We start from the raw sequence: 16715 nt of genomic DNA, 5'->3' as shown, positions 1-16715 counted from the left end.
ACCCCCTAGCGTTTTTTGAGGAGCTTGACCGATGCTACAGGCAACTTTTTTATTCGGTATAGTTGTCTATACCAATTATATGATGATTTCCCAAAAATAAAAAGTGATTTTTTCATATTTTCTAAATTTTTAAGTTAATTCATTACATTTTTCCATTCACTATCATATGGTACGATTTTCACTTCGTTCTTTTTTAAGCCTAGGATCATCGCAATACTCCTCTAAATTTTTTTGTTCTGCTTCTAGTTATTTTTCGAATAACACTAAAAAAGGAGCTATTTAAATGCTCCTTTTTTGCTTAATAACTATGTATGACGAATCCCGATTGTGCCGTTATGCCAAGAAACATTCGTTTTGAACCCGCATTTCGCAGGGGGGTGCCCGCTTTGCAGCTTTAAACGTCCCGCTCCGCATGGGGCTTGTTTGCGACTACAAAATGAAGGCTCCCGATTCTATAGTGTTCGGTCAAAACTGTTAAGTAGAGCTAGCAATTAGACAAACACATCAGGATTCGTATTACAGTTATAATAACATTATTTTTCTGATAATTCAAACTATTTTCTTAAAAAAATCTGTATTCTTGCGAAAACGCAAAAAATACCTAGATTCCCGACAAATTTCGCTAGGGAATCCAGGTATTTAGAAGTACAAATTATTTTCTGAATGGTTTGATGGCTAAGCTTAACTCGCTTAATTGATCAGGAGACACTTCACTAGGTGCGTTTGTCATTAAGCAGCTAGCACTTGCCGTTTTCGGGAATGCAATTGTGTCACGTAAGTTAGTGCGGCCAGCAAGTAGCATTACGAAGCGGTCAAGACCAAATGCAAGACCTCCATGTGGTGGTACACCGTATTCAAATGCTTCTAATAAGTAGCCAAATTGAGCTCTTGCTTCTTCTTCTGTGAAACCAAGTAAATTAAACATTTTTTCTTGTAATTCACGCTCATAAATACGTAATGAACCTCCACCAAGCTCATAACCGTTTAATACGATATCGTATGCTTGTGCGCGGACTGCAGAAGGATCTGTTTCCATTAATTGAATGTCTTCGTCAAATGGACGCGTGAATGGATGGTGTGCTGCTTTATAGCGACCATCTTCTTCAGAGTACTCTAATAATGGCCAATCTGTAATCCATAGGAACGCAAATTGTGATTCATCTATTAAGCCTAATTCTTGACCTAATTTCGTACGAAGAGCACCTAATGAAGCTGCTACAACAGATGCTTGATCAGCTACAAATACTAAAATATCGCCCACTTCTGCTTTCATACGTTCGATTAAAGCAGCTGCTAATGCATCGTCAAAGAATTTTGCAATCGGTCCGTTTAAGCCTTCTTCCGTTACTTTTAACCAAGCAAGACCTTTTGCTCCGTAAATACCAACAAATTTTGTTAGCTCGTCCATGTCTTTACGAGAGTATTTATCTGCTGCACCTTTAATGTTAATACTCTTTACTTGTTTGCCTTGTGCCACTGTATCAGCAAATACTTTGAAATCACAGCCATCAAAAATGTCATTTAAATCAACAAGCTCTAAACCAAAACGTACGTCTGGTTTATCAGAACCGTAACGATCCATTGCTTCTTGATATTTCATACGTTGGAATGGAGCAGGAATATCAATGCCTTTTACTTCTTTCATAACTGCTTGGATTAAGCGTTCGTTCATTTCAATAATTTCCTCTTGCGTTAAAAAGCTTGTTTCAATGTCAACTTGTGTAAACTCTGGTTGACGGTCAGCACGTAAGTCTTCATCACGGAAACAACGTGCGATTTGGAAGTATTTTTCAAAACCTGACACCATTAATAATTGCTTAAATAGCTGTGGTGATTGTGGTAATGCATAAAATTCACCTTCATGTACACGTGATGGTACTAAATAGTCACGAGCCCCTTCTGGAGATGATTTTGTTAAAATTGGTGTTTCTACTTCTAAGAAGCCTTCGTTTTGTAAAAAGTTTCGAATTGTACGCGTAACGTCCGAACGCATTTTGAATGTATCAAACATAACCGGACGACGTAGGTCAAGATAACGATATTTTAAACGTAAATCTTCGGATACGTCTGTGCGATCTTCAATTTGGAATGGTGTTGTTTTTGCTGTATTAATGACGATTAATTTTGTTGCTTCTACTTCAATTTTACCGTTCGGTACATTTGGGTTGATTTGGTCTTCTGAACGAAGGATCACTGTTCCTTCTATTTCAATTACATATTCACTACGTACTTTATCAGCTAAAGCATGTGCTTCTGCTACGTCAGGGCTAAACACTACCTGTGTGATTCCAGTACGGTCACGTAAATCAATGAAAATTAAACCACCTAGGTCACGACGACGTTGTACCCAACCTTTTAATACGACTTTTTCACCTTGTAATGCTTCTGAAAGCTCGTTACTAGCATGTGTTCTTGTTGCCATTTATTTAATTCCTCCAAAATTTATTTGGCTCATCACCATAACTTAGGGTTGATTTCCGTTCCACCTGGCGCTTTCCTGGGGGCGTCCAGTTTCACTTATCCACTTGACATATGTTTTTACAATATGTCATCCCTAACTTTTGATGATGGACCGGTTATTTTAAATATGTAGCATACACTTCCTACTAAGTAGAGAATTGATGCCATGGAAAATTAGATATCCGTTCATTGTTAAATGAATTAACTGTCCAAAACGACGTAGATATTTGTATCATTTGGACAGCTAATCCTGTAATGATAAAAACGATTTATGTTTTAACAGCTTGTGTTCGTTTATTGTTTTAAAAGGTAATTCACTAATTCTGAGAACGCTACTTTTTGTTGTTCTCCTGATTCCATATGCTTAACAGTAGCTACTTGCTCTTCAAGCTCTGTTTCACCTAAAACAATCGTATATTTTGCACCTAAACGGTCTGCAGATTTCATTTGAGCTTTCATTTTGCGATCTAAATAATCCATCTCAGCTGAAATGCCCTTTGCACGGAAGGTACTTGTTAATTCTACTGTTTTTAGTTTCGCGTCTTCGCCCATAGCGATCATATAGACATCAAGTCCTGATGCTGTGTCTAATTCAACACCTTCAGCTTCAAGTGCTAGCAACAAGCGTTCAATACTTAATGCGAACCCGATACCTGGTACATCTGGTCCACCAATTTCTTGTACAAGGCCATTGTAGCGCCCACCACCACAAAGTGTAGTAATCGCTCCAAAGCCAGAAGCCGTTGACATAATTTCAAAAGTCGTATGATTGTAATAATCAAGACCCCTTACAAGGTTTGGATCAACCTCATATGAAATTCCCAGCGTATCTAAATACGTTTTAACTTGTGCGAAATATGTTGCTGATTCCTCTGTTAGGAAATCAGTTAATGCTGGTGCAGATTTCATTAATGGGTGCTCACGGTCTACCTTACAGTCCAAAATTCGTAGTGGATTTTTTTGCAAACGATTTTGGCAATCCGAACAAAACTCATGAATATGTGGTTCGAAGTGTTGTAGCAGTGCTGTACGGTGTGAGTCACGTGTATCTTTGTCACCAAGTGAATTAATGACTAATTTTAAATCTTTTAAACCAGCTGAACCGTAGACATCCATTGCTAGCGCGATTACTTCTGCATCGATAGCTGGATCCGCTGAACCAATGGCTTCTACTCCAAATTGAACAAATTGACGGTAGCGCCCTGCTTGTTGACGTTCATAGCGGAACATAGGTCCTAAATATGAAAGCTTTACTGGCTGATCAGGTGCACCAAACATTTTATGCTCAACATAAGAACGAACTACTCCAGCTGTATTTTCCGGACGTAATGTTAACGAACGGCCACCGCGATCTTCAAATGTATACATTTCCTTTTGAACAACATCTGTTGTTTCACCGACACCACGTGCAAATAAATCTGTTTGTTCAAAAATGGGTGTGCGAATTTCGTTGTAACGATAGACACGGCAAATATCACGGATAACCGCTTCTACCTTCTGCCATTTTTCAGATTGACCAGGCAAAATATCTTGCGTCCCTCGTGGCACTTTAAAACTCATAGAAATACCTCCTTTGTAAATTGCTTATGAGCAAGCTATCTTCTGGACTTTCTTCATTTTAAGTATGAATTCCTTAAAATTTGTCCAATAAAAAAGCCCTCGCCTCCTTGCGTAATGCAAGGGACGAGAGCTGTATAAGCTTCCGCGGTTCCACCCTAGTTGACGCATCAAATACATGCGTCCTCCTCCTGATCGGATAACGGCCGATTCCGTTTTTTCCTACTAAGCACTACTTTTCAGAAAAAAGCCTCTCAAGTGTTATTCACGTTATACATTTTTGTAGGAAAGATTTCAGCCTAGGTCTTTCCCTCTCTTCTTCAATAGAGGTATACGCTACTTGCTTGGTCATAAGCGGTTAATCATTTTTTTGATTACCCTTTATGTTAGTCACAACAAAAGGCAATGTCAACTGTTTTTGTTTTTTTTACATTACATTCGTTAAAATAACAAATTCCGTTACCTTTTTCCCACGAATTCTATTACTAAAGCATGGTAAAATAGAACAAGAATAGGAGGAATCTGATGAGGACAAAACTTTTACATATTCTAATCATCTTCGTACTAGTGCTAACGTTTGCATTTCCAAGTCACTCTGTTCAAAGAGCACTAGCCGACTCCAGTGACTTAAAAGTAACTGGAACGATTCTTCATTTACGTGAGGGACCTGGACTGTCATATCCAATTATTACGACATTAGATGAGGGTGACCCATTAACTTCTATTGGTCGTGAGGGCGATTGGATACAAGTAAAAGCAGGTAAGTACGAAGGTTGGGTAGCATCCTGGCTAACCGCTTCGATAGACGATAAGCAAGTAGCTGATCAAACGTTGATTTCACAAGTCGATCGTCTAAATATCCGTACTGAGCCTGACATATCTTCAGCAGTTCTTGGACAATTATCAACAGGCGACCAAGCTAACCTTATTGCAAAAAATGGTGAATGGGCGAAAATAGATTGGAATGGGCTAGTTGGTTGGGTATCCACTGACTATGTGACGATCAATGCTCTACCTGAAAAAAAGGTAAAAGCTGAGGCTGATGAGCCTAAAGTCGAAGTATCCACAAAAAAAGTCAACAAAGATACAACATTTACAGTTTTAGTGGATGCTCTTAATGTGCGCCAAAAGCCAGACTTAAATGCTAGCAAAATAGGAACTGTTTCAAATGGCCAAGCCTTTAAGGTGCTAGCTCAAGAACATAACTGGGTACAAATTCAATATAACAATAAAAAAACAGGTTGGGTTTATAGCTTTTATGGTACTTTTTCAAATATAAAAAGTACGGCATCAAAATCTTCTTCTACTTCCTCAGAGCTTGAATCTGTCACAATCATTTATAATGGGACAAACTTACGGACAGATGCATCAACAGTTGCTGATGTTGTTGAACGCGTAGACGCTGGTGAAACCTACCCTATTGTAGGAGCTAAAAATGATTTTTATGAAATACAAATAGATGAAAAAACTGCTTTTGTAGCGAACTGGGTCGTTACGACTTCTTCGTCGAGCAAAGCTGCTACTCCTACCAAAAAGGAAAAATCGAAACCACGCAAGAAAGGTACTTTAAATGGGTTAACGATTATTGTAGATGCAGGACATGGTGGGAATGATCACGGTACAACTGGACAACGTGGAACCGACGAAAAAGAAATTACATTGAAAACTGCATCTCTTCTTGCTTCAAAGTTGAGTGCTGCTGGAGCAAATGTTGTCATGACAAGAGAATCAGATGAATATGTTGACCTCCGCAAACGCGTTTCAATTGCACACCAATATGAGGCAGATGCTTTTATCAGTATACATTATGATGCAACTGACGATAGCTCCATTAATGGTTTCACCTCATATTATATGAATAGTAATCAACAAGGTCTTGCAGAGGCAATAAATAATGGACTCTCAAATAAAATCGATTTAAAAAATCGTGGTACCCAACAAGGAAATTATTTAGTTCTACGAGAAAATCGTCAAAAAGCTGTCCTTGTTGAGCTGGGCTACTTAAGTAATGGTAGCGAGGAACGTGTTATTACAACCGCTAAATACCGGGAACAAGCTACTCTCGGCATCTACCAAGGCGTTTTAGATTACTTTAACGAAAATCAATAAAGTGAAACTTAATTATTGGGACTGCATGACGTGTCGCTTTCGGTGCGACTAAATTACTGTCCGTTAGGCAATATAAATAAGCTGCTAAGGAACCTAGAGTTATCATTCCTTTGCAGCTTATTTTTGATTATCAAACAAATATGACGTTTTCTTTTTAGAAGTGTAAATAAGCTGTTGGAACTGAAATCGATTAAAAACACGGTGGTTTGGCACTGTATTGTAAATGAATATCGACATTCACTAACTACTAGTTAAACAAAAAGGGCCTCTAACTCATATTCTCTGAGTATAGAGACCTTAATGCGCTTATTTTTCCCTCTTTGCCAACGTCACCCACACGATTTCCTTTAGACGAATGAACAATGGAGTACGACTAAACTCTACAACGATATTGTCAGGTAATACAGAGATTAATTTTCCTTGATGGATATTTTTCTCTGTTTGCACTACTATTGCCTGACCAATCATCAGATTTAGCGTTTCGTATAAATATGGATTCGATATGCGTTCTCCCTGAGTCACCATTAACACACTTCCCTCCTACAAAACTAACCATACTATTAAATGTATGAAGAAATTATAGGAAACGTACCATTTATTTAGACTCAAGAAGTATCGTAATTGGGCCATCATTTGTAAGTGCAACGTCCATCATTGCACCAAATATTCCCGTTTCCACATGCAAACCGTGTTCGCGTAAGGCATTATTAAAAGCCTCCCATAACGGTTCCGCAACTTCTGGTCTTGCTGCATTTGTAAAACTTGGACGATTCCCCTTTTTTGCATCCCCATACAATGTAAATTGTGAGACGGACAAAATAGCCCCTCCATGCTCTAAAATGGAATGATTCATTTTCCCATCAATATCTTCCCATAGGCGAAGATTAGCTACTTTTTTTGCTAAATATTCAACATTTTCTTGCGTGTCCTCGTGTGTAATGCCCACTAGAAGAACATAGCCGCTATCAATAGCTCCCGTTACTTTTCCGTCAACCGTAACAGAGGCTGCTTTACTACGTTGTAAAACTACTTTCATTTTTTAAAACCTCAATTCCTCATTATATGCACCAGAAGTATCATTTTTCGGTACATAACAAAGTTGCTACTGCCCAACCATTCATTTAACAAAGAAATCGATTAGTTAATAACACGTTGTACTGAATATATATCAGGTGTTTGCTTAATACGCTCCACTACTTTATGCAGATGTGAAATATTTGAAATCGAAATTGTTAAATGAATCGTTGCCATTTTATCGCGATCTGCACGACCACTTACTGCTAAAATATTCGTTTTCGTTTCGCTAACAATTTGCATGATTTCATTTAAAATGCCTGGTCGATCGAAAGCTGAAACTTCAATATCGACAGGATATTCTTTTCTCTCTGGAGTATGTCCATGTTCCCACTCTACTTCTATTAAACGCTCCTGCTCATCTTCTACTTGGATATTTGGGCAGTCTGCACGGTGTACTGAAACACCTCTACCTTTTGTAATGAAGCCTACAATTTCATCTCCAGGAACTGGCGTACAACAACGAGATAGTCGAATAAGCATATTGTCAATGTCTTTTACGATAACACCCGATTCCGTCCGTTTTTGAGGAATAGGGTTTTTCATTTTTTGTTCAATTTTCTCAAGAGCTTCTTCTTGTTCACGCTCTTTGCGGCGCTTTTCAGCTAGACGATTAGCAACTTGCTGAGCTGTAATTCCATTCACACCGACAGCAGCATATAAGTCTTCTTCATTTGTATAGTTAAATTTTTCGCATACACGCTTCAAATTTTCGGCTGACATTGTTTCTTTCACGTCAAAATCTTGTGCACGGATTTCCTTTTCTATCATCTCTTTGCCCTTGATGATATTTTCTTCACGAAGATGACGTTTGAAAAACTGCTTTATTTTATTTTTGGCCTGTGAGGATTGGGCTATTTTCAGCCAATCACGGCTCGGACCAAATGATTGCTTTGAAGTTAAAATTTCAATAATATCTCCCGTTTTTAACGGTGTATCAAGCGGCACCATTTTACCATTGATTTTCGCGCCAATTGTACGATTTCCGACTTCTGAGTGCACACGATATGCGAAGTCGATAGGTACAGAGCCTGCCGGTAATTCAATGACATCCCCTTCAGGTGTGAAAACATAGACCATATCAGAGAATAAATCAAATTTTAAAGATTCCATAAATTCTTCAGCATTCGATGATTCGTTTTGGAATTCTAAAATTTCTCGGAACCATGTTAATTTTTGGTCGACATTTTGTTTTTCGTTATCAACTTTTTTACCTTCTTTATATGCCCAATGCGCTGCAATCCCGTACTCTGCAATTTTATGCATTTCCTTTGTACGGATTTGTACTTCTAATGGATCACCATAAGGACCAATTACTGTTGTATGCAATGATTGGTATAGGTTTTGTTTTGGCATCGCAATATAATCTTTAAAACGGCCAGGCATCGGCTTCCATAATGTATGCACAATCCCAAGTACGGCATAGCAATCTTTAATACTATCGACAAGTACACGAATGGCTAATAAATCATAAATCTCGTTGAATTGTTTCTTTTGTAACACCATTTTACGATAAATACTGTAAATATGTTTTGGGCGACCATAAATATCCGCTTCAATTTCAACCTCTGTAAGCTGTGACTTCATTTCAGTCATGACATTGTCTAAATATGCTTCACGCTCATCACGTTTTTTCTTCATAAGACTGACAATGCGATAATATTGCTGCGGGTTCAAATAACGAAGTGCTGTATCCTCAAGCTCCCATTTAACAGTCGAAATCCCAAGACGATGCGCAAGTGGTGCAAAAATTTCAAGTGTTTCTTTAGAAATACGGCGTTGTTTTTCTGCAGGTAAATGCTTTAATGTGCGCATATTATGTAGACGGTCTGCCAGTTTAATTAAAATGACACGAATATCCTGCGCCATCGCTACAAACATTTTTCGATGATTTTCTGCTTGTTGCGCTTCTTTAGATAAATATTTAATTTTCCCAAGCTTTGTTACACCATCTACAAGTATTGCAACCTCTTCGCCGAATTCACGAACTAAGTCGTCGCGCGTAAAATCCGTATCCTCGACAACATCATGTAAAAAACCAGCCGCAACTGTTTCTGGATCCATTTGTAATTCAGCTAAAATACCAGCTACTTGCACTGGGTGAATAATATACGGTTCACCTGAGCTTCGGAATTGCTCAATATGGGCATCCCTTGCTAATTCATATGCTTTTTTCACGAATACGACATTTTCATCATTCATGTAGGATTTGACTAACTCAAAAACGTCCTCGGGAGTCAAAATTTGCTCTTTCGCCATAACATGTCCACCTTGCTCGTCAAATTTTTCAGATTAGATATAAACTTAATTGTATAAAATTTAATGGGCTATTGTAAAGTAACTGTGTCATTTTGTTTAGTTATTCTCGTGAACAATGTGAAAATTGGAAAAATATCCCCTCAAATGAATAAAAAGACCCTTTGCGAATTTTATATTTCGCAAAGAGTCTCTTTTTCTGTACAAATGTTTATGAGTTTAATTTATTATACGCTACAGCAATTTTCGACCCAACTACTGCATTATTTTTTACCAATGCAATATTGGCATCAAGGCTTTTACCTTCTGTTAATTCTTTAACTTTTCCAAGTAAGAATGGTGTTACGTTTTTACCTTGAATTCCGTTTTCTTCTGCTTCTACTAGAGCTTTTTCAATGATTTCTGTAATGAATGAATGTTCAAGTGCTTCAGACTCTGGAATTGGGTTAGCAATGACTGCTCCACCTTTTAAGCCTAATTGCCATTTTGCACGTAGCATCTCTGCCACTTCCTCTGGCGTATCAATCTTGAAGTTTACATCAAAACCGCTTTGACGTGTGTAGAATGCTGGAAGTTCATCTGTACCGTATCCAACGACTGGTACACCTTTAGTTTCAAGGTATTCTAAAGTTAAACCAATATCTAAAATGGACTTCGCACCCGCACAAATTACAGCAACATTTGTTTGCGCTAATTCTTCTAAGTCTGCTGAAATATCCATTGTTGTTTCAGCACCACGGTGTACGCCACCGATACCGCCAGTTACAAAAATTTCGATATCAGCAAGCTCCGCACAAATCATTGTTGCAGCTACAGTTGTCGCTCCTAATTTTTTTGTTGCTAAAAGATAGCCTAAGTCACGACGAGATGCTTTTGCTACACCTTGTGAATTACCGAACATTTCAAGTTCTTCATCTGATAAACCAATTTTGATTTTCCCATCAATTAATGCAATAGTTGCAGGTACTGCACCATTATCACGAATAATTTGTTCTACTTCTCGTGCTGTTTTCACATTTTGTGGATATGGCATTCCGTGAGAAATAATTGTTGATTCTAATGCTACGATTGGTAAACCTTTCGCTTGTCCTGCTTTTACTTCTTCTGATAATACGATGAATTCTTTCATGTTGTTATTCCTCCATTTCACTGTTTAACAAATCAACTGATAATTCAGGTCTTACGGTATATGGCGATGCAAGAGTATTTTTGGCATTTGTTAAGCCTGCATCAATACATGTTGCAAAAGATTGGCCAGTAAGCCAGCTATGGATTACAGCACTGACAAAGGCATCTCCTGCACCTGTCACATCTTCAATTTTTTCTATAGCTTTAGCTACGAAATGACTTGGCTTCGTTGTAGTGGAAGCTGCATACACACCCTTACTACCAGCTGTAATAATGACATGCTCAGCACCTAATGTAAGAAGTTGCTGTAAAGCCTTTTCATAATGCGTTGAGTTTTCGATTGTATGACCAACAATCGTCTCTGCTTCATCTGTGTTACAAATAAACCATGTTACACCTTGCAACGTATCTGGTAATCGATTCATTTTCGGCGAAGATACCGGCACGATGACAAATGGAATATCACGGGCAATTGACACCTGCTGAATGTAAGCCACTGTTTCCTTTGGACAATTTAAATCCATAATAAAGCAGCCCGCATTCATCAGCATTGCCTCATGTTTATTTAGCAAACTTGGCAATAAAAGCTCGTATACATCCATGTTCGCTACTGCTAGTGCCAGCTCACCCTGCTCATCCATAATCGCGGTATAGGAACCCGTCGAAACATCCGGTAACTGTTCTACATAACGTAAATTCATAAATGGCTCTGACGCTTCTTGGATTACTTGCCAATCAGCATCTTTGCCAGCGGTAGTTAACAATGTTACCTGATGATTTAATCTGCCTAAGTTTTCAGCAATGTTTCGTCCAACACCACCTACACTAAATGAAGAGCTTGCAGGATTGGACGTACTGAATTGGACATTCCCTTTGACATGAAACTTTCGGTCGAGATTGGCTCCACCGATACAAATAACTTCATTTTCCTCAGGCAAAATATATGCACGACCTACAATTTTCCCCTGCTTCGTTAAGCTCGACACTAAATTGGCAAGGACTGGTCGAGATAGTTTCATCTTATCTGCCATCTCTTGCTGAGACATAAACGGATTCTGGCGAATTAAAGCAAGGACCGCCTGTTCTCTTTCATTCATAGCATCACCTTTTGTTATATTTGTTTATATTATAAACTTTTGTTTGAATGATGTCAAAAAAATTTTTCCATTTTAGATTTAAACAAAAAAGTTGAAGCTGTTATAATATTGGCTTCAACTTCATGTTGTTAGATCTATTAGTTTTGTGGTAACACGATAAACTAGAGTAATATGCCAGAAGATACATACTAAGTGAAATGGCTGGTTGGAGTGGAGGCTGAGCGACTCCACGGGAATTAGCGTCACAGATGAGACCCTAGAGCGAGTGAAGCGGCGCCCCCAGGAAGTTTTGCTCTATGCGAAAGCGAAGCGGCAGCGGCAAAGCGCTCAGTCGGAACGGAAATCAACCACTTCTTTATGCCGAAAAGCCTACTACCAATAAATATTATCAGTTCAACTGATTATAGATTATCAAATATTGGCTTGATGCGGTGTTTGTTTTTTCACGATGATGACAAATAAGCTTGCCAATGCACAGAACACCCCAGCTAGGAAAAAGGCCCAAGTATATGAATTGAAGAACTTGTAGATCAGGCCTCCACCATAAGCGGCAACTGCGGCTCCTGCTTGATGAGAAGCGAAAATCCACCCATAAATAATGCCACTTTTATTTGTACCAAAAATTTGTCTAGAAATACTAATCGTTGGAGGCACTGTAGCAATCCAATCTAATCCATAAAATATTGTAAAGATTGTCAGTAAAGTGAACGACCCTTGCATTAATGCAAACGGGAGTAAAAGCAAAGACGTTCCTCTTAAAAGGTAATACCAAAACAATAACCATCGATTATCAAAACGGTCAGACAACCACCCTGATAAAGTAGTGCCAACAAGATTAAACACTCCCATAAAAGAAAGGAAAGATGCAGCGGTTACTAACGGGACACCAAAACTAATACAGTAAGAAACAAAATGAGTACCAATTAACCCACTAGTCGAAAGCCCACAAATAAAAAAACTCCCCGCTAATAACCAAAATTCTTTCCTCTTTATAGCCTCAAGTAAACCATTAAAAGCAATACTAATCGGATTTTTCTTATGATTCTCTTGTTGGATTTCAAGATTTTCTCCCATTCCATAAGGAAGAATTCCAATATCTTGTGGTTTATTTTTAATAAAAATAGAAATAGTGATGAACATAACAAAACTTAGGATGAGAATTAGTCCAATCGCCCATCGCCAAGAATAATGCTCAATAATAATTGCCAATATAGGGAGGAGAATTAACTGCCCTGTTGCAGTACTCGCCGTTAATATTCCTACTGCCAACCCTCTACTTTTCACAAACCAATTATTAGCTACATAAGGACTTAACACAGTTAAAAAAAGACTTGCTCCTAAGCCAATAATACCGCCCCATATAATGATTAACTGCCATGATTGTGTCATGAAAAGTGTAAGCAACATGCCTATGAATAATGTAGCCATCGCACCTAGCATCATTTTCTTTAAACCAATTATTTCTAGTAACGCCGCCATAAACGGGCCTGAAAATCCATATAAAAATAGACTCACTGCAAACGCTAAAGCAATTAAAGATCGATCCCAATTAAATTCTTTTTCAAAGGAGTCTATGAACACCCCTGATGATGACATAGTAATTCCTGCAACAATAATTGAGAAAAAGGTTATAATTAAAATAAACCAGCTATAATGAATACGCCTCATCTTAACACCTTCATTTCCTGGAAGATTTTTAGTGTACTCTTTAATGTGAAAGATACAATTACATTTACAACCCAAATATATATGTATATACATATATATTCTAAATAACTACTTTTATCACTGTCAAGAAACATTATCCATCTAAACAAAATAAACCAATAAGGCTACTATAATATTGAACTCACTCAAAAAGGAGTACGGAGCAATGAAGAATATAGATTACACACAAATATGTGTATGTGCAAACCTTCGAAAAAAAACAAGAGTCGTGACACACTTGTATGATAAATTATTACAGCCCACTGGCTTAAAAGTTACACAATACTCCATGCTAGCAAATATCGATCATCAACAATCAGTTTCCATAAGTCAACTAGGTGATATTTTGCTACTCGATCAAACAACTATTACACGCAATATTAACTTGTTAAAGCAAAATGGCTATGTAGACATAACGAAAGATCCGCAAGATGCTCGGACGAAGGTAATTACTCTGACTGAAAAAGGGGTTGAAAAATTAAACGAGGCTGCTCCCATCTGGGAAGATATTCAAGAAAGAATTATTAATGATATTGGCTTAGAGAAATACGAGGATTTTTATGAAACCCTGAAATCCATCCAAAAAATAATTCAATCTTATGATGAAGAATAAAAAAGACATTAATTACCCCTTGCAATACGAGGGGGTGATTTCCGTTCCGACTGAGCGCTTTGTTGTTGTTGTTGCTGTCGCTTCGCTTTCATCGCAGAGCAATGCCTCTAGCAGTGAGAGCGAGACCCTCCACGGAGCCGATGTTTTCTGTGCGAAAGCGAAGTTTCTCGACGCTCGCCCACAGAAAAGCGAGTAGCCTGGAACGGAAATCACTTTCACTTCAACATTTAAATACCCCTAGCATAGTTCCCCTTTGACAAAATGATTGCTTTCCCGCCTACCATAACTCTTGGATTATTTTTTTAATTAATTTTGTAACAATGTTTGATGGTCTACCCATACTATGCCCTTGAAGGAACAAGTACTCTTGATTAAATTCATTTAGTATGTGGTTATGAAAAAGATAATAAGTTAAGCGCCCCATTTGAAGTACCTGTTGCAGCTTCTTCATCAATACCAAAGAGTGGGCAAAAATTTCTACTCTCTGCTATCCCTTCTTTTGTGTCGAGCGTAAATGCATGAACGCCCCCCACTTTATTGATTTTTGTATATTCAGCAAGTGCCTTAAAATCAGGATTTAAAGCATACAAATCATCCTTTGTTTTTATCGGAAGCATTATATCCCAAAGACCTGTACTTGCAGCTTGAGGCACTAAATTGTAATTTATATCTCCTATTTGGCATTTATCAATTTTAAAAAGGTCAGACAAACAATTATAATCATCGAATATTTTTCCTAACTGAGGTTCAGCTTGCTCCATCATGATAAAGGATTGATTCACTTCAACAGCAAGTGTGCCGGCGAGTGTTTTCATAAAATATGTATTATTATCTTCAATAGCACCACTATCTAATAATGCCTGTAAGGATGCAATAGTTGCATGTCCACAAAGTTCAACCTATGCAGTCGGAGTAAAAAATTTTATGTCAAAATTTTTACTGTCTATTTTTTTTAATAAATGCTGTTTCTGAAAAACGAACTTCTTCAGCAAATTTCTGCATGAACTCTTCATCTAAATTTTCATTGATTACGACACCTGCTGGATTACCGCCAAATTTTGTGTCAGTAAAAGCATCAATTACATAATAGGACAAAGTCAACTCTCCCTTACTTCTGAATTTAAAATGTTTGTAATACTTACTATATCGATTAATCTCTTTATAAATGGCTGTTTTCTCAAAGATTGTTGCTGCTGGATTGTCTATCTTATTCAACTAAAGCATCTGTTAGTTTAACAAGATATGTTTCATTTTTTATGCAATACATATTGAGACTTACTGAACTTAAAGTTATTTTTCTCGTAAAACGAAATTAATTCTTCTCCACAAAATAAGCTAATTACATCAATATGAGAAAGTTCGTCCAACAATTTTGATACAAGTTTCGTTCCTATTCCTGCCTTTTGAAATTCATTATGTATAACTACATCTTCAATGTACGCCCTAAATTTACCGTCTGAAACAGCTCTTGCGAAGCCTATAAGATTATCGTCAATCCACACACCAATTGAAATATCCTGTTTTAACATATTTTCAATATCTTTCTCTTTTCTTTCTTCCCACCAACCTGCGTCTTTATAGAGCATCATAAGTTCAGTGCCTTTAATTGGTCTTTCGGAAAAACTTAAAAATTGCATATTCATTCGTTATCCCCCCTTTGACTTTTCATTGATTTTACATTTACAGTATAGAGCTGTCTTCTTCAACTAAACTGCTCCGTTAGCTAAATAAGATGATTTACAAATATAAGTCTGAATTCACATCTTTACTCGTACCTTTAATACTCTCCATAGATATAGTAATAGCTTAAAAAACCAATAAAATAGAAAAAAATTAAACAATAATCCCAAAGAACTAAATGTGAAAACCAATCCACCACGATATACAAAACTCTCAGCAGGAAAACCGAAGTAAAGATACCCGTTACTATCGACTTGATAGCCACCCGTAGGTATGAAAGCAAAAATAACAGTTGAAATGAGACTTAAAAGATATAACTTCTTTTTAGTGGAGTTCATTTTATTTTTGGGGCTTAATAAGCTAGCTAATACAAATACTAATACTAATACTAATACTAATACTAATACTAATACAATTAAACCGAGAAATGGAAATATATTCACCGTATCTATCCCTCCTTAATTCATACATCACCACAATTATCCAAATAATTTCTTATTAAACAAACCTGCTCCATTAATTCAATAAAGAAAAAACATACTAAGATTAGTAGTGCAGACCAAGGCATTGGTTCGTACTACTATTTTTTTATATAGTAGAGGTGAAGAATAGGTCGGGCAGCTCTTTGGATCTTGAATCCGTAAAAAAAACTGACCTACTTCACAACCTTATTTGAATCAGGTTTAAGTATGTTGGATCCTTTGAGATCGTGTATAAGAAATGGGAATCAATAAGGCTAATGTGAAGACTTCAAAACACATAGGGAGGGAGAACATGAAACATGTCATCGCCTTTGATATTAGTATGGGAAAGAGTTATATGGTTGTCTATAACGCGCTGAAAAAATGTCAGTTGGAAAAGGAAATTGCGCACAATCGTCCGGGATTTATGGACCTTAAAAAGTTAATTGATGACTTAATTGAAGGATATGATGAGCAACCTCATATCGTATTTGAATCTACAGGAGTCTATTCAAGAACACTGGAACGTTTCATGCAAGAGAACAACTATAGTTATTGCCTATTAAATCCCTT

15 protein-coding genes, 1 other RNA gene and 1 other annotated feature are annotated in these 16715 nt (G+C 37.3%); of the genes, 4 read left to right on the top strand and 12 right to left on the bottom strand.

The genetic code is table 11. The features are described from left to right. Positions 1-314: 314 nt before the first annotated feature. The 3 genes from ssrS to hisS all read right to left on the bottom strand — a co-directional run bounded on the left by ssrS (position 315) and on the right by hisS (position 4020). Positions 315-514: non-coding RNA, 6S RNA (ssrS, locus tag ACQKN4_RS09525), on the bottom strand. A gap of 138 nt (positions 515-652) precedes the next feature. Next, complete coding sequence (gene aspS, locus ACQKN4_RS09520) at positions 653-2422, bottom strand: aspartate--tRNA ligase (protein WP_079562823.1); 1770 nt, start codon at positions 2420-2422, stop codon at positions 653-655. Positions 2423-2754: 332 nt separating this feature from the next. Further along, positions 2755-4020, bottom strand: a complete 1266-nt coding sequence (gene hisS / locus ACQKN4_RS09515; protein ID WP_079562822.1) for a histidine--tRNA ligase — start codon at positions 4018-4020, stop codon at positions 2755-2757. A 116-nt stretch (positions 4021-4136) separates the two neighbouring features. Next, positions 4137-4378, bottom strand: a binding site (T-box leader). Between the two features lie 164 nt (positions 4379-4542). Here hisS and ACQKN4_RS09510 point away from each other — a divergent pair. Then, on the top strand, positions 4543-6126 hold the full coding sequence (locus ACQKN4_RS09510; RefSeq protein WP_427483526.1) for an SH3 domain-containing protein: 1584 nt from the start codon (positions 4543-4545) through the stop codon (positions 6124-6126). 306 nt (positions 6127-6432) lie between these two features. Here ACQKN4_RS09510 and ACQKN4_RS09505 read toward each other — a convergent pair whose 3' ends face one another. From ACQKN4_RS09505 to ACQKN4_RS09480, 6 genes are all read right to left on the bottom strand, one after another. Then, positions 6433-6651 carry a DUF2642 domain-containing protein gene (locus tag ACQKN4_RS09505; protein ID WP_240518333.1) on the bottom strand — a complete coding sequence of 73 codons (219 nt, stop codon included), beginning with the start codon at positions 6649-6651 and terminating at the stop codon, positions 6433-6435. A gap of 70 nt (positions 6652-6721) precedes the next feature. After that, on the bottom strand, positions 6722-7162 hold the full coding sequence (gene dtd, locus ACQKN4_RS09500) for a D-aminoacyl-tRNA deacylase (protein ID WP_079562820.1): 441 nt from the start codon (positions 7160-7162) through the stop codon (positions 6722-6724). Between the two features lie 101 nt (positions 7163-7263). After that, complete coding sequence (locus ACQKN4_RS09495) at positions 7264-9459, bottom strand: RelA/SpoT family protein (RefSeq protein ID WP_427483523.1); 2196 nt, start codon at positions 9457-9459, stop codon at positions 7264-7266. A gap of 208 nt (positions 9460-9667) precedes the next feature. Beyond that, positions 9668-10585 carry a pseudouridine-5'-phosphate glycosidase gene (locus tag ACQKN4_RS09490; RefSeq protein ID WP_079562818.1) on the bottom strand — a complete coding sequence of 306 codons (918 nt, stop codon included), beginning with the start codon at positions 10583-10585 and terminating at the stop codon, positions 9668-9670. Positions 10586-10589: 4 nt separating this feature from the next. Continuing rightward, on the bottom strand, positions 10590-11681 hold the full coding sequence (locus ACQKN4_RS09485) for a carbohydrate kinase (RefSeq protein ID WP_079562817.1): 1092 nt from the start codon (positions 11679-11681) through the stop codon (positions 10590-10592). 411 nt (positions 11682-12092) lie between these two features. Continuing rightward, on the bottom strand, positions 12093-13349 hold the full coding sequence (locus ACQKN4_RS09480; RefSeq protein WP_427483520.1) for an MFS transporter: 1257 nt from the start codon (positions 13347-13349) through the stop codon (positions 12093-12095). A 205-nt stretch (positions 13350-13554) separates the two neighbouring features. On the opposite strand from ACQKN4_RS09480, the gene ACQKN4_RS09475 reads away from it, so the two are divergent. Both ACQKN4_RS09475 and ACQKN4_RS09470 read left to right on the top strand, forming a co-directional pair. Next, on the top strand, positions 13555-14001 hold the full coding sequence (locus ACQKN4_RS09475) for a MarR family winged helix-turn-helix transcriptional regulator (RefSeq protein ID WP_079562815.1): 447 nt from the start codon (positions 13555-13557) through the stop codon (positions 13999-14001). Beyond that, positions 13988-14197 (top strand): hypothetical protein, encoded by a 210-nt coding sequence (locus tag ACQKN4_RS09470; RefSeq protein ID WP_427483519.1) that lies wholly within the window; start codon positions 13988-13990, stop codon positions 14195-14197. Before ACQKN4_RS09475 ends, ACQKN4_RS09470 begins: the two co-directional genes overlap by 14 nt. Before the next feature lie 196 nt (positions 14198-14393). Here the strand turns inward: ACQKN4_RS09470 and ACQKN4_RS09465 are convergent, their stop codons facing one another. From ACQKN4_RS09465 to ACQKN4_RS09455, 3 genes are all read right to left on the bottom strand, one after another. Next, positions 14394-14840, bottom strand: coding sequence for a PhzF family phenazine biosynthesis protein (locus tag ACQKN4_RS09465; protein ID WP_427483610.1), 447 nt, complete (start codon positions 14838-14840; stop codon positions 14394-14396). Between the two features lie 97 nt (positions 14841-14937). Then, entirely contained in the window at positions 14938-15216 is a 279-nt protein-coding gene (locus ACQKN4_RS09460) for a PhzF family phenazine biosynthesis protein (protein ID WP_427483517.1), read from the bottom strand. A 32-nt stretch (positions 15217-15248) separates the two neighbouring features. After that, on the bottom strand, positions 15249-15638 hold the full coding sequence (locus ACQKN4_RS09455) for a GNAT family N-acetyltransferase (protein ID WP_427483609.1): 390 nt from the start codon (positions 15636-15638) through the stop codon (positions 15249-15251). Between the two features lie 817 nt (positions 15639-16455). Here ACQKN4_RS09455 and ACQKN4_RS09450 point away from each other — a divergent pair. Further along, a partial coding sequence (locus ACQKN4_RS09450; RefSeq protein WP_427483515.1) for an IS110 family transposase occupies positions 16456-16715 on the top strand: 260 nt, incomplete at its 3' end.

The sequence above is a fragment of the Lysinibacillus sp. NPDC093692 genome, from assembly GCF_050280125.1.
Taxonomy (GTDB): domain Bacteria; phylum Bacillota; class Bacilli; order Bacillales_A; family Planococcaceae; genus Lysinibacillus.
Note: the sequence above shows the minus strand (reverse complement) of the source record. Positions and strands in the feature narration are given on the sequence as shown.